We start from the raw sequence: 20,009 nt of genomic DNA on the forward strand, positions 1-20,009 counted from the left end.
GTCCGCTGAATGTGTACAAATCTCCATGTATGGGCCCCTGCGGGGCCCATTTTTGTTGGTGGCCGTTGCGGTTTGGCGGCTCCTTCACCTGGCTTGACAGCTGTGTTGCTGCTTTCTCCTTCATGGCCGGGAGCGCTGCATGACTTGCTGAGACTTGGGGTCAGTCGGGCCTCCTTTCCTGCTGTTTGTGTCGGGCGTGGTTCGCCTTGTACCTATTCATCTCCCAGAGTTGTGGTGATGACATGACCTGCGGGAAGTTTCTGGGAGATTTTCTGGTCCTCGATTCGTTCCTTTTCTTGGCCGGGGAGAGATGGGCGGGCGTTTGTCCGGCAAAGGTTGTGCGGACATTGTCCACACCGATGTAACGTGATGCCGTAGAACACCGGTGACCCTCCTGCCCTGGTCCAGGCGAGTGCCGGAAAGGAGAAGCGATGAAGACCCCTCCCTACCTGCGCTGGGACGAATCAGGCCAGCAGCAGCTCCTCGCCCGGGCCGAAGCGCTGCTCCAACGGCGAAGACGGTGCCTGCTCGGAATAGCCGGGGCGCCCGGCGCCGGAAAATCCACCATCTCCGATTGGCTGCTGGAGCACCTGCTCACCAACCATCCCCGGCAGGTCGCCCTGGTCCCCATGGACGGATATCACCTGGCGCAGTCGCTGCTGGAGTCCCGCGGGCTGGAGCACCGCAAGGGCGCTCCGAACACCTTCGACGGTGCCGGGTACGTCGCCTTGCTGCGCCAGCTGCGCTCAGAGACTTCGCGGGAGATCTTCGCACCGGTGTTCCGCCGCGAAGTCAACGACGCGATTGCCGGGGCAATCGCCGTCCCGCCGGAAACACGCCTGATCATCACCGAGGGCAACTACCTTCTCTTAGACGAGGCCCCATGGAACGAGGTTGCATCCCTCCTGGATGAAACCTGGTTCGTGGAGCTCGAACAGGACGAACGCGTGCGCCGGCTCACCGCCCGGCACCTGAGGTTCGACAACGACGCCGCCATCGCCGAATGGCGTGCAACCGGCAATGACGAACGCAATGCCCGGCTGGCAGCTGCAGGAAGCCAGCGGAGCACGCTCGTCATCAAACACACACCCGCGACCGTCGCCGCGCCCGGCCGCGAGTAAGCGACCGGAAACCGAGCCGCGGCTCCGGCGGCGTTACTCGCTACCTGGAACACAAAATGCCCACAAGCCTCATCATCGATGAGTGCCCACCAAACGTGCCTTCGTAGCTCTTCTGAGCGGCGCAGTAATAATCCGGGCTATCGGCCAGCGGCTATGGGAGCCCGGAGAGTGGCCTGAGGGCGAGACAGGTCTTCGCCTGCTGAGCTTCCCAGCAAGCACCAAGGTTGACGTACCCATAATGGACCGAAGCTCCGGTCAACCGCTATTTGATCGGAGCTTCGCCAATTGACAGGCATGAGCGTCACGACACCCGCTGCCCTGGAATGTGTCATCTTCCCACTAGAAGCCTTCTGCACTAACAACTAGACGGCGGTCCCCATACCTAAGCCAAACCCTCGCTGGGCGTGCCCCGGCGTACCGCAGGGGCATGAGATGTGTGGCGTTGAAGGTCATGGATGAACGCAGTGAGCGCGGCCGCGTTGCGGGCGTCGTCGGCGAGGCCGACAAGCTGAGAGGCGATGGTGGCCAGTTTTTTGTTGGTGTGGTTGCTGTGGACACGGAGCAGAGCGAACGCTGCATCGGCACCGATGCTGAGCCGTCCCATAAGAATGCCCACGGCTCTTTCGATGACGGCGCGGGCGCGGACGGCTCCGGCGACGGCATCCCTTGTGGCCCGTTCAGTTTCGGCGCGGACAGTTGAGGTCAAGTCGACCATGATTCCCGTGATGGAGAAGAGCCTGCCGTTTGCGTCGAGGACGGCCTCCCCGGTAGTCAGTACCCTGTGTTCGCGCTGGCGGGAGTCAATCAGGCGGTGGTAGGTGGTGAAGTACCCCCCGACCTCGGCCAGGTCGGTGTGCAATTCCCGTATTTTTGCCCTGTCGCCCGGGTGCTTGTGCGCCAGGACGAGCTCAACGGTGGGCACGACCTCTCCGCGCTGGTATCCGTGGATCCGGTAGAGCACATCGGACCACACCACCACCCCGGTCACGGCATCGATGAGAAACGCCCCCGAGGTGCAATCACTAGTCTCCAGCGCGCTGGAGTACGTGAACATGCTGTCCAAAGTACTCATACCGTTCGCACCAGTCCTCCGTGGGAATCCCCCGGCATGGGGCAAAGATCGGTGATCAAACCCACTCCGACACACTCACGGACGGCACGGATACCCTCGACAGCCGGCACCTTGTCCGGGAACAGGCCGGATACCGCCACGACCGTCCCATCGGGAGCCTTCAACCTAAAGCCGAAAGACGGGTTCCCGTCGTGAAAAAGCTCGAACGCTCCGATCATAGTTACCCTTCCGGACGCCCGGCGGAAAACCCAGGGCGACCTCATCAAATCCGAAAGGCACCGCTGTGCCCCGGCTGGCCCGGTAACGGGAGAGGGCGTACCCAATGCGACCCCAGCCACACCCACTTCTACGGTACGGACGAGACCGCGTACGGGCGAGTAGGCGGTCGCCAGCCAGGAAGACCGGCGGACGGGTTCGGACAACTCGTCCTGGTTCCTGGGAGTTCATCTTTGTTCGGCCTTCCTTCGGGATTCCGCGTTCACCGCTTCATGGTGCGAGACCCGGTCGACGCGTACTACCGCGACGTGCTCGCGGACTACCAGGCCGCATCCGGCGATCGCATGCAGGTGACGATCAGCGTCGGACGGTATTAGCCGCGAAGACCTCGCCGATCTACTCCCTGCCTTATGCCATCGCCGAGGGGGAGTTCTTTATCGTCGGCCCGAATCCCGCCGTGCTGGCAAACCAGCGCCTGCTGCGGAAAGTAGGAGTCTCTGCGGGACGGATCCATCAAAAACGCCTCACACAATGTGAGTGCAGCCCGGCGACCTCCGTGCCAGGCCACTGGTCGACTCCCTGTCGCGTCGGCCATCAGAAGGCGGTTCTTTGCCTGCGCCAGCTATGAAAGTACACAGGACAAAGTGCTATGACTGAATCATTGCCACACAAGGAAAGGGACACATCATCGTAAGCAACATTGCCGTGGTCGGCCCTGAATTCTTCGGATCGGCCCTGGCCTGTGAACCTGACGATACCGGGACCCCTGGGGTTCCCGCGCGGCATGCACGTTTGTGCCCGTGTTGACCAACGACAAGACGCTCAGGGCCCGGCGCGGCCCGCTTCAGCTGATCTTCGGCCTTTTCCTGCTCGGGGTGCTCGCCTTCGCGCTGGGACTTCTCGGGCCCGGCTTGCTCAGTGGTTTGCGCACTGAGAACGGCCCGTTGTTGCTGTCCCCGGAATGCATTGTCGAAACCGCTGAAGGGGACGTCGGCCTCAACCGTGAACAGGCCGAGCTGGCAACGACGGCCGTCGCGCTCCTGGCCCGCGGGATGGGGGCCCCGGACACCTCCGGCATCGACGAGGCAGTGTTGCAGCGCCTGGCCGAAGGACCCCCCGAAAACGCTGGTCCTGCCCTAGCCTGCCGGGGCTCGGACGCCGGCGATCTGCAGGAACAACAGCTGGGTGTCACTGGCCTGACGCCGCGCGCCGAGGAGGTCCGCGAAGCAATGACCGAAGTGTTCGGTGACCAAAGCCTGGGCGGGTTCGCCCCGGGTGGGATCGGTCAAGGACACGGAGCGGACTCAACGCACTACGACGGCCGGGCAATTGACATCTTCTTCCGCCCGGTGACCGAGGAGAACCGCCGTGAGGGATGGATACTTGCCCACTGGCTCGTCGCTCATGCCGAGGACCTGGACATCCAATACGTGATCTTCGACGACCGGTTCTGGAGCGTTCACAGCTCCCGGGGGCAGTGGAACGACTACGACGCACCCGAGCCTGGCAACGAGATCCTGCGTCACCTTGACCACGTACACGTGGACGTGCTCGGCGGAAGTTCTGACTAAGACTGAGGTCAGCCCGGGCTCATCCCCTCAGTCCCCCTGTCCAACTCCATTGCTGGAAAGCCGAATGCTGGCGCCACAGTCTAAATGGAAGGGTCCCATCGGCTGTAGGTGGCTGACCGGATAGACAGCCCTGAGCACAAGGCGGCATCTTGGCCACCGGATCAGCCATGTCAGCAGAACAACGCGAGCCCCCAGTACTCCTGGCAGGCGCACTGGTATTCGCCACCATGGTCGCCTTGTGGGCACTCTATCTCGGTGGTTCGGACAGGCTCGTCAGCAACCGTGCCGAGTCAACCACTGATACTATCCGAGCTGCCCGAATGGTCCCGAACTAATCATGGTTGTTGAAGCAAGCCCCCGGACCTAAGCCGCTGAGCATATCGAAGGCAGGCAGGACCCTGGAACGTGTTGCAGTGGGGGATCCCTCAGCGGTGCACCTCATCCCCGAATAAGGCACTCCTAAGAAGACGGGCCGCATCTTCCGCCAGGGTGCGGCCCGTCTTTTCGCCCGGTGGTCAGGACTTTATGCGTTGCGAACGGACGGCAACCCCGCCGATGATCCCGGCAAGTCCCAGCGGCACGGCTGCCAGGGCCGCGAGGTGCGGCAGCAGGCTGTCGCCCGCCACGAGGTTGAGTCCGCCAATGATCACGGCCGGGGCGGCGATCATCCCGGTGACCCAGACGGGGTCACCGCGGTACAACGCCCAGCCTGCGGCGGGCAGCCCCAGGAGCGCGCCGGCCAGGATGAGTGTGTTCCCGATCTGGTCCCGCTCAAAAGCATTCGTGACGGACCCGAGGTAGAGCTTCTGGCTCAGGCCCAGGCACAGCAGGACGAGGCTCACGGCGGCCGCTCCTGCCCATGCTGCCCTTGCGGGAACGGTCGATCCTCTCATGAGCCCTCCCCCTATCACTTGGTGAACTAGAACCGGGCTGACTGGACGCTGCCGACATCGAGCGTCACGGTGAAGACCCAGCCCGTGCCTTGTCCGTTTTCCAGACGTAGCTGTAAGTGCCGCTAACCGGATCGTACGCCAGGGTGCTTGCTCCCGGTGTGGTTGTCGGGGTAATCCATAATTCCTGACGGCGGCGCTTCGGACACGAACGAGTGACTATCCACAGCGGGCATCTCTTATGACCGACGATCCATGCCGACGCCTGTTGCCGACAGGGGAAGCGGCTGGCCCAAGGGACTGAGGCTGCAACATCATGAAGTCCTGCCCTAGCGGCTAGTCCTGTCGCGCCCACCGGTACGGACTTGCAATGTCCCGTTAGAGGATCGGCGGATTCAGGCGGTCATTGCAACAGGAGTCCTTCGATCAATTCGATCGGTTTTCTGAACTCTAGTCTTTTGCGTGGCCGGTCGTTGAGTTCCTGGGCGACCCAGTCGAGGTCTGTCGCGCTGTGGATGCCCAGATCGGTGCCTTTCGGGAAGTACTGGCGGAGCAGGCCGTTCGTGTTTTCATTGATGCCGCGCTGCCAGGGCGAGTGCGGGTCGCAGAAGTAGATGTCGATGCCGGCGTCGATCTTCACGGTTTTCCAGTCCTGCATCTCGATGCCCTGGTCCCAGGTGAGGGAATGCCTCAGCGCCTCGGGAAGCGTCTTGATCTTCGCGATCAGCGCATCACGCATCTGCTCGGCCCGGTACCCGTCCGGCAGATGAACGAGCATCGTGTAGTTGGTGGTTCTCTCCACGAGGGTCCCGATCGCGGACTGGTTGCCTTTGCCGATGATGAGGTCCCCCTCCCAGTGCCCCGGCATGGCCCGGTCCTGAACCTCGGGAGGACGTTCGGAAATGTTGATCATGCCCGGGATCCGGTTCTTCCGCTGGCCGGCTTTCCTGCAGGGCTGCCTGACCGCCCGCCCGGTGCGCAGGCACGCCGTCAGATCACGCTTCAGCGCCCCGCGGGACTGCACGTACAGGGACTGGTAGATCGTCTCGGGTGACACCCGCATCTCCGGCTCATCGGGGAACTCGACCCGGAGCCGTCCTGCGATCTGCTCCGGCGAGTACTTCTTTTTCAGGTCTTCTTCCACCTTCGCACGCAGCACGGTGTTCGTGTGCAGTTTCGCCGGTTTCGGCCGCGAGGCCCGCTCATACGCCAGCGCGTGGGCCGAGGTCGCCCGGTAAGGCAATCCTGCCACCGAGTTACGCCGCAGCTTCCGGGACACTGTCGAGGCCGACCTGCCCACCCACCGCGCCGATCACCCTTCGGGAGCTTCCCTGGGCTTGCAGAACCGCGATCTCTCCCCGCTGGGCGAAGGTCAGGCACCGGCCCTTCAGATCCCGGCCGCGGCGGGGCCTGACACCCCCGGCCCCGCCAGGACCCGGCGCCCGGTCCGCCTGCTCGTCTTGATCGGCACCACCGCGTCGGTGATGAAATCACCGGCCTGCATCCCGGCCCAAAACACCTGCAGCCAATCCGGTCTCACGTAGATCGAATACCTCGCCATACAACACCCATCCGCTAAGTGTTGCAATCACCGCAAGAACCCAAGGATCCTCCTAAGGCGCATCCCCGCTTGCCGGCCGCGCACCCGGGTCCGGGCTTGCGGCGGGTGCTTCCCGGCGAGGGACGTGTGTACCCCCGCCGGGTGGCTCGAACGCGGTCAGTCAGTGTCCGCACCTGACGGTCAGTGCGCAGCCCGAAGGGCCTCATAGTCGAGCAGCGATTGCCGGGCGTAGCTGAACGACCAGTCGACAACAGCTTCGGTGGCGGCCTCGGATTTGCCCAGGTAGCCGAGGATTTGGCCTGCCGCGGGGCTTTGCGCGTGGGCGCGTGCGAGCAGGAGTGCGCACGTGCGGACGTAGTCGAAGAACGGGACAAACTCGAGTCCCGCCAGGTCGATGGATCCTTTCATGTCATGGAACTGGCGCACGTAGTAGTCGCGTTCGTCGTTCTGCAGATGCCCTAGGAACGGATCCGACACTGCCTGCAGCACCCGTTGGAGCTGGACCACGCGCTTACCCTCACCATGCGCTGCCACATCCAGCACGCTGCTGCTCGGCTGCGGGATGCCGCCATAACGTTGCAGCACTGACTGCCCGGCCTCCTTCACCTGGAGCAGCAGCGCATCCCCATCGGGGGACTGCAGTAACTGCAGGAAGCAACGGGTCCCGACGCTCCCGACGCCGACGACACGGCGGGCCAGATCGGTAGGGGTGTACTGGGCCAGAACGGTGCGGACGTCGAGACTGACCGTGCGGCGGTATTCGGCGAACAGGCGCGGTACCACGTCGGTGATCTGCGCGGGCGCAGTCGTCATTGCCGGAGGCCGTTCAACGAAACGCAGGCGACCGTCGTGGTCTATCTGCGTGGTGCGACGCACGGCCCGCTGGTTGGTGCGCTTCCTGGCCGTCCTGATCGCGTGGTGCAGCACCTTCTGGGCGTCCGCGCTCAGGAGGCTGCGGGCGAATTTGATGTTGCTATGCATGTAGTAGCGCTCGTACGGGTTTCGTTCTAGCATCGTCGTCAGTGCGCTGCGGTACGCCCTCACGGTCCCTTGTGCTGCCTTGCGCACCTCGCGTTCCGTGTACTCGGCGTGCATTCCACCGACCACCACGCTCGTGACGAGCCGCTTGAGGTCCCAGTCCCACGGGGCTGCGCCGGCCTCGTCGAAGTCGTTGAGGTCGAAGACGAGTTTGCGTTCCGGGGAGGCATAGAAGCCGAAGTTGCTGATGTGCGCGTCACCGCATGCCGCGACCACGATCCCCGAGTGCGGGTCGCGGGCGAGGTCCATGGCCATCAGCCCGGCCGTCCCTCGGTAGAACGCGAAGGGGTTCTCGAGCATGCGCTCCATCCGCAGGGGCACCAGTTCCTGGTTGCGGTCTTCGTTCTGCTCGCGGATATGAGCGACGGCGTCACGATGTGCAGTGCTCCGCTCGGCCAGTGCACTCCGCGGCGTGGTCCGGCGCAGTTGGCGGCCGCGGGCATACGCATCGGCACGGCTCAACTGCAGCTCTTCGTGAACCGGTGCGGAGTAGGACTCGGCAGGCATGACGTCATTGTGGGCGCTGCCACCCCGTTCCGCAACCACCCAGAGCGAGGTGGCGATCAGCCAGCCCTTGTTGAACGCATACGCATCCTCGAAGGGGGCTTGAAGGTGGCCGGCCGGCCGGTGGGGAACGGCTAACGGGACAGTCTGTGCGGGCGGGGGTCCGATAATGTTTCGCTGTGTCTCGCGGGTGCCCGTTGCCGGTAGGGGTCCCGGCAACGGGCACCCGCGGCCCCGGCAAATTCTGCGAAGACCGTAGCCGCAATTCCCCTAGAACAGCGGCCAGGGCACCGCCGACATCTCACCGCTCGGCGCCGGAAATCGCCCTGCCAAGCGCAACCGGGCGCAGCGCGCAGCGAGCGATGCGATTTCTTCGGCGCTGAGCAAGTCCGCCAGGTTTCGGCCCAGCCCACCGTGCAGTCCTTCGCTGACACGGTCGATGCCGTCGCGTTCCTCGGCGGTCAGAGCGTCACCCAGCCATCCCCACAGCACCGTGCGCAGCTTGTGGTCACGGTGAAAGGTGAGCCCATGGTCCACGCCGTGCCGGTGTCCGTCCATCATGGCAAGAACGTGGTCGCCTTTGCGGTCGGCGTTGTTGACGACCGCGTCGAACACCGCCATGCGTCTGAGCGCCGGCGAGTCTTCGTGAACGAGGGCGACCATCCGTCCGTTTTCATCTCGTCCCTTGAGAACGTGTTTCCAGCCCGTCTCCGGCACGTGCTCCGTTGCGACCAGTTTTACGGCGCTTTGGGCGGGGTCTTGCTCCTGCCAGAGCTGCACCATTCCTTCGCCCAGCGGACCATCGCGCAGCCAGGTCTGCGGCGCGACGTCCCAGCCGAAGACCTGCGAGACCAGGTAGGCGGCCACCTCCCGGTGAGCTAGGGTGCCGTGGGGAAAGTCCCACAGCGGACTTTCGCCTGCTATCGGCTTATAGACGACCGCCACGTCTCCGATGCTGCCCAGAAACGTGGCGTTTGAAGCCGTCGTGATGCGGCCGGTGAGCGTCAGCTCGGCGGTCACTAGGTCCGGCGCTGGCATCAGACCTCGGGAAGGGTGCAGATATGCCCGCCGGCGTCTATGGGGTAACCGCAGAGCGAGCACGTCGGACGCCCGGCGCCCACGATCTCACGGGTGCGCTTGGCGAATGCGCGGGCGGTGCCGACCGGCATTCGCACCAAGAGCATTTCGGACTCGTTGTCGCCGTCCTCATTAAGCGATTCGTCGATGTCATCAGCATCGACATCGGTGATGGGGTGGGCCTCTATTACGACCTGGGCCGTGGTTGGGTCCCAACCTAAGCTCATGGCGCCGGTGCGAAACTGCTCCTGAACGGACTCGAGCTGGTCATTGTCGACAAGTTCAATGGGAGTATTCGTGGGAACGCTGAAGGGGTTGCCCTCGACGGTGATGAGCTGGTCGAGAATTTCGTCGATCTTCTCCGCGAGCAGGGCCGACTGCTGCTTCTCCAGGGCAATACTGACGATCTGTGCCCCTGCGCGCACCTGAAGGTAGAACGTGCGCGCTCCCGGAAGGCCAATGGTGCCAACGACGACGCGATCTGGCCAGGCAAACTCATGAACACGTGTAGGCATGTCAGTATTTTAGGCACATGAGGTTCATGGAGCCTTTTGCCCTGCGCCGCCGCCCACCGGCGCGTCGCCAGAGTGGATGCCGTTTGACAGCCACGACAGATCACCGGCGTCGGTGTTGGTCGCGTAGACGCTCGGCCGACTAGCGCCGTAGCGCACGATTGATACGGAGGCGGGGCCCACGTTGATTCGCTGGAACAGGTCAAGGTGCATGCCGAGCGCGTCGGCGAGGATTGACTTGATGATGTCACCGTGACTCACCGCCACCCACACGGCCCCTGGCCCGTGCTCGGCTTCGAAGGCTGCATCGTGGCGTCGAATCGCTGCCACCGACCGAGCCTGCATCGCGGCCATGGATTCACCGCCGGGAAAGACGACGGCGGATGGTTGCGACTGCACAACCGGCCATAAATCCTCGGTCGCGAGATCACTGAGCGCGCGGCCCTGCCACTGGCCGTAATCGCACTCGGTGAGATCGAGATCGACAGGCGCGTACGGCGTGCCAGCCTGGCGGTCGAGGATGAGCTGGGCGGTCTGCTGACAACGCTCAAGAGGGCTCGACACCACCCCGACTACGGGCACGGCCGCGAGCCGTTCTCCAGTCAGAGACGCCTGGTCGCGCCCGATCTGGTCCAGGCTGACGCCGACGGCCCGACCGGCCAGCAGTCCAGTGGCATTTGCTGTGGTGCGGCCGTGCCGCACGAGAATCACTGTCGCCATCCACCCAGCCTAGCCACCCCCTCGACCGCGACGTGAACCGTGCCGGGCCGCGCGTCGAACTGGAGGCAGATAAAGCACTAGCGGAGCCCTTCAAGCACACCGACGCGATAAAAGCCGCCCAGAACGCACCAGAGCCGGCCTCGCCGCAGCCGCGGTCAACAACCGCCACGGTGGAAGACCCGAAAAATGTCGCCATCAAGACCCATGGCCGTTTCGTCACTTGCTCGCTCTCGCGCGGATTCTAGCCCGCGGTAGCTGTACGCAGGTATGTCAAGCACCCGCATCGGACTTTTCGTCGTTGATCTGGCCTATCTCGCACCAGCTATGCTGGATTTAGCCAAGCAGCCGGCTCCCCGATCACTCCGGAAGGCTCCGGCATGGCACTCTCCTCAGAGCACCCGATCCCACACCTCAATTCAATCGCCTCCGTCCCTTCAGCTGAAGGCGAGGTACGGGCTGCGCGTCACGTGTTTGGCCGTTGGCCGCTTGTTCCTTCGCGGGAACTTAGACGCATCCGTCAGATCCTGCTGCACGCCGAGAGCGCCGCTGGAAATAGATTGACGGACGACTTGCCTGAGTCCGCGAGGGACCTCCTCGAGCATGTGACAGTGGAGCTGCAGCATCGAGGACAATTAGGTAGCCCCATCCAGCCTGCGCATAGCCATTCAGTCCAGGCACACACGTGGCCTTGGAAGAAAGGGGCGCAAGTTCATGGTCGGTCCCTTTGAACTCATCGCGGCCACGGAATTTTATAGCTGAACGGTACCAACGGGAGTTAGGCGGCTGAATGTTCGGGATGTCCTTGGATTAGTTGATCCACGCGGTCGGGGGAGCGCGAGGATTCTGGGTCCCTGGTGGTGGTGAAGCGTTCGGGGAGTCTCGCCCGTGCGGCAGCGAGGGTTGCCGAGCGCCGGCCACGGTGAATGCCACGAGGTGCATTCCGCCGGCGAGGATCCAGGAGGCCGGCCGTACCCTACTCTGACTTGGCCAGCAGACCTTGAGTCGTTGGGTTCGATCACCATAAAGTGATTGCGAACGACAAGCACTCCAGGAGATGACATGTCCCTCGTCCGCGTGCATAACTTCTCGGTCTCCCTCGACGGCTTTGGCACCGGCGAGGGCCAGCAACTAGATGCCCCGTTCGGTCACGCAGGCTCACGGCTGGTGGAGTGGGCTTTCGAGACGCGCACATTCCGCGAGATGGGCCTCCACGGGGAGTCGGAGGGATCCTTCGGCGTCGACGAGGCGTTCGCCAGCCAGTGGGGCCCCGGGATCGGCGTGGAGATCATGGGGCGCAACAAGTTCGGCCCCCAACGCGGTCCCTGGGAGGACGATGAATGGAAGGGATGGTGGGGCGATAACCCTGTCTTCCAAACCCCTGTCGTTGTTCTTACACACCATCCCAGGCCGGTCCTTGAGATGGAAGGCGGAACAACCTTCCATTTCGTGGACGCCGACCCCATCTTCGCGCTCAAGCAGGCCCGCGCCCTGGCCGGTGACCTCGATGTCCGGATCGGTGGCGGCGTCAGCACGGTTCGACAGTTCCTCGAGGCCGACCTGATCGACCACATGCACATCGTCCAGGTGCCGATCGTCCTGGGCCGGGGCGAGCGGCTCTGGGATGGACTCGAAGGACTCGAACAACGCTTCGAAATCGAAGCGACCCCTTCTCCAGCCGGAGTTCTCCATCTGATCTTCACCCGTCCCGCCGCCCGGTAGGCCGGCATGGGGGCGGGTCCTCGCCCTCGGTCAACTGAGACTACTCGGCGATGTCCTCCGCCCATAGTTCGGCGTGTTCGTCCTGGAATGTGCGCATCATCTCGACGCATCGGGCATCATTCAACACCACCACTTCTACGCCGCGTGAGCGGAGAAGTTCGAATTCGCCGGGGAATGTCTCGGCCTCTCCCACCACCACGCGCGGAATCTTGAATTGGATGATGGTCCCGGTACACATCGCACACGGCGCCAATGTGGTGTAGAGGGTTGTGTCCCGGTAGCTCTTCTGGCGTCCGGCAGCACGCAGGGCAGACATCTCGCCGTGGGCGATTGGATCGCCGTGCTGGACACGCCGGTTGTGGCCGCTGGCAATGACGACGCCGCCGCGGGCCAAGGCAGCACCGATCGGAATACCGCCCTCTCGAAGGCTCTTTTGTGCGGCCTCGTAGGCAGCCTCGAAGACCGGGTCTGTGATGGTTCGTTCAGTTTCGGACATGGGTGCAGTCTAAATCCCGCGCGTCGAAGAATAGTTGGTGGATAGGGCGAGCTGCCAGGGCGGCCGTCAGCGTACCCAGGACTTCATGCAGCACCCGATCCGTACGGACGAGTGATCGCTTCGAGGAAATGCCCATCAGGATCCGCGAAGTAGATGCCACGTCCGCCGTCGTTGTGGTTGATCTGCTGCGGGCGGGACCGTCCCGGGTCTGCCCAGTAGGGGATGCCCTGGGCCCGAATCCTTGCGTGAATTCCGTCAAAGTCCTCCTCGCTGACCAGGAAGGCGTAGTGCTGCGGTGAGATGGGCCGGTCTGCCGTGGCGAAATCGAGGGCCACTCCGTGGTCGAGGGACACGGTCATGAATGACCACATGGCCTGGGGTCTCGGCAGTCCGAGCACGTTGGCCAGGAACTCCGCCGAATGGCGCTTGTCTGTGGCATAGACGATGGTGTGGTTGAAACTGACCGTCAAGGTGGCCTCCTCGGCTGTCTTGTCTGCGACAATCTACGTCCAGCGCTCCTGCGGTATCAGGAGTTGGCGATCGGCAGCACCAGCATGTAGCCGGTCGGCAGCTCGCTGCTCCAGCGTCGCGGCTCGCGGACGACGAACTGCGTCGCCAACTGTTCGGGGGTGAGCAGGGCGTTGGGCGCGGGGGACGGTCCCCACCGGTCGTCGCCGTAAGGGTAGAGCGGATCCTGGACACGGATGCCGGTGACCGGGAACTCCGGGAACTGGTCGGGATCGCCGAGTGACTCGAAGCCGCTCATCACCCATACGTGGCGGCCGCGCCACATGACCAGCCCGACCGGCCGATCCGTGTCGGCAATGGCCCTCGCCGCGGTCTGCAGCGCTTCCTCATAATCAGCGACGCTCACAACGGCGTACGGCCCCATCCCGAGCTCGTTCAGCACCTGCGCCCAACCCAAGGGGTTGGCACCGTTGAACGAGTTGGACGACCGTGCCCGGGCCATCTCCCACAGCTCGCCTTGCTGAACGCGATCGGCCCACGTGCCGGCCCCGGTGTCGTCGATGAGGTTGTGCATCATCTGGATGCTCGCCGCCACACACCAGTCAAAGGTGTACTGCCGCACGAAGTCCCCCTCCTGGTAAATGTTCAGCGCAAACGCCTGGGGCGCCGGGGGCGGCGTGGAAACCGGCGTCGGGGTGGGGGACGGGGGCCGGTGAGGAGCGGGGACCTCATCGCGTGCGGCCGGCGGGGCCGAGGAGGTCTGGGCCGGTGGAACGGTGGTGGCCTCATCGAGTCTGATCGCCGGCGAGCAGGCCGAGAGCAGGGTCGCCAGGATGACGAACCAGGCCAGAGGACGGAGCGGGGCACCGTTCATGATCGGTCCAGTTTATCGCGACGCGGCGGGAGTTCGTCGGGGATCGTCGGTGGCTGTTTATGCTTTGGGGCCTCAGGATGGACTGAGGCTCACTTGCGCAGCATGATGAACCCGTGACAACTGATGATGCCGTAATCGGGGCGGCACGTTCACGACATTAACGTCGATGGCGAGGACACGGGGGCCCGACGATTCTATGATCAATGGCTGGCCGGCCTGAACTTCTCGAACTGCGCAGTACTCGAAGGGTTGTTTTTTCGGAACATCGCGGCATTTTGGACGGGTATGCGGGGATACCGCGATTTTCCGGGTCAAGGCGGCTAATGAGGCGAAGGGCTCGGCGGAAGTATTAAAATGAGCGTCCCAGCATCCGGATCTCTAGTGGGCGTAGTTGCACAGCTACTGATGCCAAGCCGTTAACTGTGCTCACCTGTCCCGGCGTCCCCGAAGTGGCCTTATTCGTGAAGAGGTCGGAGAAGGTGCTGCCCGCTGGGTTCAGGATGCTGTCGACAAGGACCCGGCCACTCCAGTCGGACGCGGTGCTGGTGTTTGCGGCCACCACAATCTCCGTATCATTGAGGATCCGCGAGAAGGACACGACGCCGCCGGAGTACTGGGAGATGCCGAAATCCGTGCCGTTGCCTGACACCGGCCGGAAATACTGCCGCCCATACCGCAGTGCAGGCACCTGCCGACGGATTTCGGACAGTTGCCGGATGGCACGGTAGAAGGCGTGGCCCGTATCAAAGGCCCCAGGTTTTCCCCAGAGGGCCTCGCGCACGGCTTCCAGTACGTTTCCGCCGCCGTTTAGCCCTTGCTCGGTCCCGTAGTAGAGGCAGGGAATGCCCTGCAGCGCGAACAGGCATCCGACTGCCAGAGTCAGTTGATCGTCGAATTTGTGCGGATCTGCGGGATCGGTGAAATATAGCCGCTGGTGCTGGTCGTGGTTGTCCAGGAAGGTCACGAAGAACCTGCCGGCATCACCATGGGAACTCAGGATTCCGCGTTGGACATTCTTGCGGTGGTCATACAGCCCTGCCAGCGCTGACGGCGGGCGCAGGCCTTTGGCCACCCAAGGCAATTCATAAAACAGCGGGAAGTCAAGCGCGGCGTCGACTCCGATGAGGTCAGAGGAGTCCGTAATCGTATTACGGCCGATATAGGAGGCGATTTTTTCCTCGTCGTCGTAAACCTCGCCAAATGTAAAGAAGTTCTTTTTGCCGATGCTCAGCGCATATTCCCTCATGGCGTTGCCGAACACCCGCGCGAATTCCGGTTCGATGAACTTGAGTGTGTCGATCCGGAACCCGTCCGCGTCGAACTTGGCGACCAGGTACTGATGAGCCCTGATGAGGACGTTGCGCAGATACTCCGAGCGCTCGGTGGCCAGCTCCTTCAGTGAGGCGAAATCCCCGGCCCCATCCCCGATCCCTTTACCCTGTCGACGAAAGAAACCGTTGTCCTGCAGTTCGCGCGGCCACACCAGTTCGCTGGCCGAGGCTCCTGTGACTCCGGCCGCATCCGCCCAGTCAGTCCGACCGTGCCCGCTACTGTCACGCCAACGGACCGCGTAAGGATTCTCACGGAAGGGCGCCTCCGACGCGCCGCCGCCGTTAGTGGCATATTCGAAAACATCGCCGACGTGATTCAGGACGACATCGAAGATGACGTACAAACCGCGGGCATGGGCGGCATCCACCAAGTCGGTCAGCTCGCTTTCTACGAGGCTGGGGTCATTTAGGGCTGCTGTGGGGTCGGAGGCCAGGCGCGGATCGAACTCAAGAAAATTCTGAATCCCGTAGCCATGATACGAAGGCCGGTAGAGGCAGTTCATCTGGACCGGTGATAGCCAGATGGCCCCCACCCCGAGATCTTGCAGGTAATCCAGCTTTGCACGTACACCGTTCAGTGTGCCGCCCTGGAAATCCTCTGTGGTGTCGTCCCAGTGCCGGTGCGGCTGCGCCAGAGGATTGTTGAAGCGATCAGTCACTAGTTGGTAGATCCAGACGTCCCGCCAGTCCTGCGGTGACGGGAACGGCACCGGGATGGTCCGCGTCTCGCCCGCGACGTCGATGTTTCGCTGCTCCGTTGCACGTGACCGGAGGAAGATCTCGTCGACTTCGGGACCGAAAACAGATGCTGTCATGATCATTCCTTGCGATTGAGCTGATGGACTACAACCCAGCATCGGTCGCCTTCCACACGCATTAGGGCGACTCGGGTTCCTGCGGGAATTGTGCTTGTCCGTTCCGCGGTGGCCCCGGGCAGATATGCCACGTCGCTGACATGAGTAGCGAAGCACCCGTCCGTTACACGAGCGTTACAGATGTACGCCCGAATCGACGTGATACGGGTCTAGCTGTGGTTCCGGGCGGGAAGTTCAGGCGGGCCATTGACATCACTCTCTGAACTGCGGAAAGGTCGTTGCTACACAGGTTTCCAGCTCTTCAGGCCCACGCCGGATTTTGGGGGTGCCCATGGGCAATGACGGCTATGGTTTTACGTTGAGCCTGCTTCAATCGTGGCAACTTCGTCGGGAGGCGGAGGTCGTGCGCGTTGCAGCCCGGCAGCAACGGCTGATTGCTGCTCTGGCCATTAACGGTCCCCGTCCCCGAGGTTTTCTCGTCGGCCTGTTGTGGCCTGAGTGTCGCGAGACCAGAGCGCTCGAAAGCCTGCGCGTCAGCATGCATCTCGTCTCGCGGCAGGTCCCTGGCCTGCTCATCAACGGCGGCAAGGTGCTGTCCCTGAGCGAACTGGTCGACGTCGACCTGCACAGGGTCCGGGCCCAGATCCGGGAGCTGAAACGGGCTGGACTCAACGGAAACGTGGCCTCGTGTCTGCACCAGTTGCGGGACGCGGAATTGCTCCCGGGTTGGTACGACGACTGGGTGCTCTTCGAACAGAGCAGGTTGCGGCAGGACCGGCTACACGCGTTCCAGATCATTGCTCGCGAGTCGCTGGCGCGCTGTGACTATGAATCGGCCTTGGAGGCCTCGGAGGCAGCGCTGGAAATCGAACCGCTCTATGAAAGCGCCGTTGGGATTCTCATTCAGGCTGAAAAACGGCAGGGCAACATTGCTGCCGCGCTTTGGGCGTTCGAAAGGTATAAAGCGAAATTGAAGGAGGACGTGGGCCTTGTGCCATCGGAGGCCATTCGGCATCTCGTTGCGGACATTTCGTCACAATCCGGCCGCAAACATAATGAGAGATAACCGCTAATGCGTGCCCCCTTGGCCCATCAGGCCAGCCTCCAACAAAAGTGATCGCCAGATTGTGCCTGGCCCTCCCCAACAGAAAGCAGGGATTCCAATGTCAAGCCGTAAGTTGTTGAACCCACCCGCCCTTCATGCCGCACCCGGATTTACGCACGTCGTCACCGCGCCCGGGGCCGGGCTCGCCTTCCTCTCCGGGCAGGTCGCGCTCGACTCCAACTTCGCCATAGTCGGCGGGGACGATCTCGCAGAGCAGACTAAGGCAGCGATGCGAAACATCAAGACCGCACTCGATGCCATCGGAGCTTCCTGGGAAGACGTGTACCGACGCACCATTTACACCCTGCAGCCCACTCAATATGAAACGATCACGGCCGCTATCGAGGAGGTGCAGGGTTCTTCGGACCATCCGGCCCAGACGATTGTCGGCGTCACCGGCCTCGCACTGGACGGCTTGCTGATCGAAATCGAGACCACCGTCGTGCTGCCCGAATAGCAGGCTCAAATGGCGCCCGGCCGATTGTGGGATGCAGATGTTCCTCTTCCCGACGAAATTTCGGTGGTGGCGGGTTTCGACCTTTCCAGCCGTGCCGCGGGCGTTCAACTGACAGGAAGCTCTCCTGCGAACAAGGGTGAGGTCGGGGATTGCCCGCCATCACGCTCGATCTCATCGAACAACGGTGCCGCACACAGCCCGATTCTTGATCTCGCGACACCCTTCATGATGACCGTCCGCTGGGGAGCCGTCTGCCACGTTCTTGCAAGCATCAGTACGGACAACGCACTGCCATGGTAAGATTGCTTAGTATCACTCTCTTTCTAGAAAAAGGCGGAGAGGGAAGACGCAGAAAAACCCCGTTCGCCCATCGAGGCCAGCGGGGTTTTCTGCGAAAAACCCGCGGCATGGACCTTGCCACCGTGCAGGGCGCGTCAGATCAGGACCGTTCTACATCAAAAAAGCGGCCGTCGACGATTGCTGCGCTAATACCCTGGCCGCAGCTCGAAACTCTTCGTTTACGAGACTGCTTAGCGCAGAGAAGAGTTCGACGGGACAATGCCTCTTGCGCCCCGGGGTCGTTTCCAGATGGAATTCGGACAGGCGCCACCGATGGCGGTTGCGCCAGCCCTCACGGCAAACGGGAGGGCCATCGTGAGTGAGATCGAGGGAGCCTCCATGGAGAAGCTAGGACGAAAGCTCGCGGCGGGCCTGCTGGTTGCGTCGTTCGGCGTGATCGGGTCGGCCCTACCCGCTGCTGCAGAGCCGGGTCCGGGGCCAGGTCGCGAGTTCGGGCAACACGTGGTCGCATGCAACGACCACTTCAGCGGCGAGCACAACCCGGGTGTCCACCATCGAGGGTTCTCCGGATGGCCAATGCACGACGACTGCAATTGACTGGCGCTGCAACAGGAGTCCGAAGAGAACGGACGGGCCTGCTGCTCCAGAGGCTCAGGCTGCCCTGGCCGGAGACACGCGGGGCCACCACCACGCGTGATTTCCGGCCGCTGGCCCCGGCCGGAAACCGCTAGACAACCCGGCCATGGATCTCCGCCTCATCTCCCGCGTGCTGTTCCTGCGCGCCGCGTGGCGGCGACGGGACCACTGGGACGCGCCCCGGATCGCCGCCCATCAGGCCCGCGCCCTCCGCGAGCTGCGCCGGGAAACCTACGCGGGCTCGGAGTTCTACCGGCGCCATCACGCCGGCCTTCACGATGCGCCCCTGGACCGGCTGCCGTCCGTGACGAAAGCGGACCTGATGGAGCACTTCGACGAGGCCGTCACCACACCGGAGCTGAGGCTGGCGGATCTGGAGAACCACCTTCTGTCCCTGACGCAGAGCGGGGGAGACCCGGGGGTGCCGTGGAAGGGCCGGTGGTGGGCTGCGGCAACGGCCGGAACCACCGGCCGGCGCGGAACCTTCATCTGGGACCGTTCCGAATGGGCGACCGTCCTGGCCTCCTACGCCCGCGCCAACGACTGGGCCGGGATCTCCGCCGGGCTGACCCGGCCGCTGAAGATGGCCTTGGTGAGTTCCCGCGTCCCCACCCACCAGTCCGCCGTCGTCGGTGCGTCCCTGCGCTCCGGGGTTGTCCCCGCCCTCCGCCTGGACGTGACCGCACCGATGGAGGAGACGGTCGCGGCGCTGAATCGGTTCCAGCCCAGGATCCTTGTCGGCTACGCCTCGGCATTGAAACCCCTCGCGGCTGAGCAGCGCGCTGGACGGCTGCACATTTCACCCCAGGGCGTGATGTCCGCCTCCGAAGTTCTCACCCCGCACACCGCCGCCGAGCTGGAGGCCGCCTGGGGAAGTGCGCCCTTCGATGTCTACGCCGCCACCGAAACTGCCGGAATAGCCTCCCCCTGCGCCTACCGGAACCGCCACGTTTACGAGGACCTGCTGATCATCGAACCCGTCGACCAGAACGGAAACCCCGTGCCCCCGGGGACAACCGGGGCAAAGCTCCTCGTCACAGTCCTGTTCTCCCGAACGCTTCCACTGATCCGTTACGAAATGTCCGACACCGTGAGTCTGGGAGGACGGGGCTGCCCCTGCGGGCGGGCCTTCACGATGCTGGAGGACATCGAAGGGCGCATCGAAGACGTCCTGCAGCTGCCGGGGAAGGCAGGCGCGGCAAATGTCCACCCGATCGTGTTCCACCACATTCTCGACCAAGCCGCGGCTGCGGGGTGGCAGGTCATCCAGGAGACGTACGGGCTGCGGGTCCTCGTGGCGGGCCTCGCGCCCGGAGCCTCCACCGAGGGGGTGCGGAGTGCCGTAGCCGCCGCGCTCGAGGACGCCGGTGTAGTGGACACCCACGTGGAGGTGCATGTTGTTGAACGCGTTGAACGGACGGCTTTGGGGAAAGCACCCTTCGTGCGGGGGCTGCCGGGCCGGCGGTGACAAGGCTTTCCTCCTGAACGCAACCCTGCCCGTCTGGTCCAGAGCGAAGGGGTTTTGT

17 protein-coding genes and 1 pseudogene are annotated in these 20,009 nt (G+C 63.4%); 6 read left to right on the top strand and 12 right to left on the bottom strand.

Features of this window, described 5'->3' with window-relative positions; all coding sequences use genetic code 11:
* The first annotated feature begins 431 nt into the window (after nt 1-431).
* Nucleotides 432-1,121 carry a nucleoside/nucleotide kinase family protein gene (locus tag AC06G6_RS08390; RefSeq protein WP_479828063.1) on the top strand — a complete coding sequence of 230 codons (690 nt, stop codon included), beginning with the start codon at nt 432-434 and terminating at the stop codon, nt 1,119-1,121.
* 382 nt (nt 1,122-1,503) lie between these two features.
* On the opposite strand, the gene AC06G6_RS08395 is transcribed toward AC06G6_RS08390, so the two are convergent.
* Both AC06G6_RS08395 and AC06G6_RS08400 read right to left on the bottom strand, forming a co-directional pair.
* Nucleotides 1,504-2,193 carry a PAS and ANTAR domain-containing protein gene (locus AC06G6_RS08395; protein ID WP_479828066.1) on the bottom strand — a complete coding sequence of 230 codons (690 nt, stop codon included), beginning with the start codon at nt 2,191-2,193 and terminating at the stop codon, nt 1,504-1,506.
* Entirely contained in the window at nt 2,190-2,456 is a 267-nt protein-coding gene (locus tag AC06G6_RS08400) for a YegP family protein (RefSeq protein WP_479828069.1), read from the bottom strand. The genes AC06G6_RS08395 and AC06G6_RS08400 overlap by 4 nt, the downstream gene beginning before the upstream one ends.
* A 753-nt stretch (nt 2,457-3,209) precedes the next feature.
* Here AC06G6_RS08400 and AC06G6_RS08405 point away from each other — a divergent pair.
* Complete coding sequence (locus AC06G6_RS08405; protein WP_479828071.1) at nt 3,210-3,980, top strand: VldE C-terminal domain-containing protein; 771 nt, start codon at nt 3,210-3,212, stop codon at nt 3,978-3,980.
* Nucleotides 3,981-4,495: 515 nt separating this feature from the next.
* Here the strand turns inward: AC06G6_RS08405 and AC06G6_RS08410 are convergent.
* The 6 genes and pseudogenes from AC06G6_RS08410 to AC06G6_RS08435 all read right to left on the bottom strand — a co-directional run bounded on the left by AC06G6_RS08410 (nt 4,496) and on the right by AC06G6_RS08435 (nt 10,282).
* A complete protein-coding gene (locus tag AC06G6_RS08410; protein ID WP_479828073.1) occupies nt 4,496-4,822 on the bottom strand; it encodes a hypothetical protein in 327 nt (108 codons plus the stop codon).
* A 451-nt stretch (nt 4,823-5,273) separates the two neighbouring features.
* Nucleotides 5,274-6,431: pseudogene (locus AC06G6_RS08415) on the bottom strand (IS30 family transposase).
* Nucleotides 6,432-6,611: 180 nt separating this feature from the next.
* A complete protein-coding gene (locus AC06G6_RS08420) occupies nt 6,612-7,976 on the bottom strand; it encodes a DUF2252 domain-containing protein (RefSeq protein WP_479828075.1) in 1,365 nt (454 codons plus the stop codon).
* A gap of 267 nt (nt 7,977-8,243) precedes the next feature.
* A complete protein-coding gene (locus AC06G6_RS08425; RefSeq protein WP_479828077.1) occupies nt 8,244-9,011 on the bottom strand; it encodes an SCO1664 family protein in 768 nt (255 codons plus the stop codon).
* Nucleotides 9,011-9,565, bottom strand: coding sequence for a DUF3090 domain-containing protein (locus tag AC06G6_RS08430; RefSeq protein WP_479828080.1), 555 nt, complete (start codon nt 9,563-9,565; stop codon nt 9,011-9,013). Before AC06G6_RS08430 ends, AC06G6_RS08425 begins: the two co-directional genes overlap by 1 nt.
* A gap of 24 nt (nt 9,566-9,589) precedes the next feature.
* Nucleotides 9,590-10,282 (bottom strand): histidine phosphatase family protein, encoded by a 693-nt coding sequence (locus AC06G6_RS08435; protein WP_479828082.1) that lies wholly within the window; start codon nt 10,280-10,282, stop codon nt 9,590-9,592.
* Nucleotides 10,283-11,341: 1,059 nt separating this feature from the next.
* On the opposite strand from AC06G6_RS08435, the gene AC06G6_RS08440 reads away from it, so the two are divergent.
* Nucleotides 11,342-12,001, top strand: coding sequence for a dihydrofolate reductase family protein (locus AC06G6_RS08440; RefSeq protein ID WP_479828084.1), 660 nt, complete (start codon nt 11,342-11,344; stop codon nt 11,999-12,001).
* A 40-nt stretch (nt 12,002-12,041) separates the two neighbouring features.
* Here the strand turns inward: AC06G6_RS08440 and AC06G6_RS08445 are convergent, their stop codons facing one another.
* The 4 genes from AC06G6_RS08445 to AC06G6_RS08460 all read right to left on the bottom strand — a co-directional run bounded on the left by AC06G6_RS08445 (nt 12,042) and on the right by AC06G6_RS08460 (nt 15,985).
* Nucleotides 12,042-12,497 carry a nucleoside deaminase gene (locus AC06G6_RS08445; protein ID WP_479828086.1) on the bottom strand — a complete coding sequence of 152 codons (456 nt, stop codon included), beginning with the start codon at nt 12,495-12,497 and terminating at the stop codon, nt 12,042-12,044.
* Nucleotides 12,498-12,580: 83 nt separating this feature from the next.
* Complete coding sequence (locus tag AC06G6_RS08450; RefSeq protein ID WP_479828089.1) at nt 12,581-12,967, bottom strand: VOC family protein; 387 nt, start codon at nt 12,965-12,967, stop codon at nt 12,581-12,583.
* A 56-nt stretch (nt 12,968-13,023) separates the two neighbouring features.
* Nucleotides 13,024-13,839, bottom strand: coding sequence for a hypothetical protein (locus AC06G6_RS08455; RefSeq protein WP_479828090.1), 816 nt, complete (start codon nt 13,837-13,839; stop codon nt 13,024-13,026).
* A 349-nt stretch (nt 13,840-14,188) separates the two neighbouring features.
* A complete protein-coding gene (locus tag AC06G6_RS08460) occupies nt 14,189-15,985 on the bottom strand; it encodes an alpha-amylase family glycosyl hydrolase (protein ID WP_479828092.1) in 1,797 nt (598 codons plus the stop codon).
* A 331-nt stretch (nt 15,986-16,316) separates the two neighbouring features.
* Between AC06G6_RS08460 and AC06G6_RS08465 the strand changes: the two genes are divergently transcribed.
* The 3 genes from AC06G6_RS08465 (at nt 16,317) to AC06G6_RS08475 (ending at nt 19,951) form a co-directional block, all read left to right on the top strand.
* Nucleotides 16,317-17,051, top strand: coding sequence for an AfsR/SARP family transcriptional regulator (locus tag AC06G6_RS08465; RefSeq protein WP_479828095.1), 735 nt, complete (start codon nt 16,317-16,319; stop codon nt 17,049-17,051).
* A gap of 97 nt (nt 17,052-17,148) precedes the next feature.
* On the top strand, nt 17,149-17,547 hold the full coding sequence (locus AC06G6_RS08470) for a RidA family protein (RefSeq protein ID WP_479828097.1): 399 nt from the start codon (nt 17,149-17,151) through the stop codon (nt 17,545-17,547).
* 1,042 nt (nt 17,548-18,589) lie between these two features.
* Nucleotides 18,590-19,951 (top strand): phenylacetate--CoA ligase family protein, encoded by a 1,362-nt coding sequence (locus tag AC06G6_RS08475; RefSeq protein ID WP_479828100.1) that lies wholly within the window; start codon nt 18,590-18,592, stop codon nt 19,949-19,951.
* Nucleotides 19,952-20,009 lie beyond the last annotated feature (58 nt).

The organism is Arthrobacter sp. CJL-S3 (assembly GCF_056711635.1).

Bases quoted from the DNA above. Each gene is read 5' to 3' on its own strand.
- AC06G6_RS08390 (WP_479828063.1), top strand. From the start codon at position 432: ATGAAGACCCCTCCCTACCTGCGCTGGGACGAATCAGGCCAGCAGCAG.
- AC06G6_RS08395 (WP_479828066.1), bottom strand. From the start codon at position 2,193: ATGAGTACTTTGGACAGCATGTTCACGTACTCCAGCGCGCTGGAGACT.
- AC06G6_RS08400 (WP_479828069.1), bottom strand. From the start codon at position 2,456: ATGAGGTCGCCCTGGGTTTTCCGCCGGGCGTCCGGAAGGGTAACTATG.
- AC06G6_RS08420 (WP_479828075.1), bottom strand. From the start codon at position 7,976: ATGCCTGCCGAGTCCTACTCCGCACCGGTTCACGAAGAGCTGCAGTTG.
- AC06G6_RS08425 (WP_479828077.1), bottom strand. From the start codon at position 9,011: ATGCCAGCGCCGGACCTAGTGACCGCCGAGCTGACGCTCACCGGCCGC.
- AC06G6_RS08430 (WP_479828080.1), bottom strand. From the start codon at position 9,565: ATGCCTACACGTGTTCATGAGTTTGCCTGGCCAGATCGCGTCGTCGTT.
- AC06G6_RS08435 (WP_479828082.1), bottom strand. From the start codon at position 10,282: ATGGCGACAGTGATTCTCGTGCGGCACGGCCGCACCACAGCAAATGCC.
- AC06G6_RS08440 (WP_479828084.1), top strand. From the start codon at position 11,342: ATGTCCCTCGTCCGCGTGCATAACTTCTCGGTCTCCCTCGACGGCTTT.
- AC06G6_RS08445 (WP_479828086.1), bottom strand. From the start codon at position 12,497: ATGTCCGAAACTGAACGAACCATCACAGACCCGGTCTTCGAGGCTGCC.
- AC06G6_RS08455 (WP_479828090.1), bottom strand. From the start codon at position 13,839: ATGAACGGTGCCCCGCTCCGTCCTCTGGCCTGGTTCGTCATCCTGGCG.
- AC06G6_RS08460 (WP_479828092.1), bottom strand. From the start codon at position 15,985: ATGACAGCATCTGTTTTCGGTCCCGAAGTCGACGAGATCTTCCTCCGG.
- AC06G6_RS08465 (WP_479828095.1), top strand. From the start codon at position 16,317: ATGGGCAATGACGGCTATGGTTTTACGTTGAGCCTGCTTCAATCGTGG.
- AC06G6_RS08470 (WP_479828097.1), top strand. From the start codon at position 17,149: ATGTCAAGCCGTAAGTTGTTGAACCCACCCGCCCTTCATGCCGCACCC.
- AC06G6_RS08475 (WP_479828100.1), top strand. From the start codon at position 18,590: ATGGATCTCCGCCTCATCTCCCGCGTGCTGTTCCTGCGCGCCGCGTGG.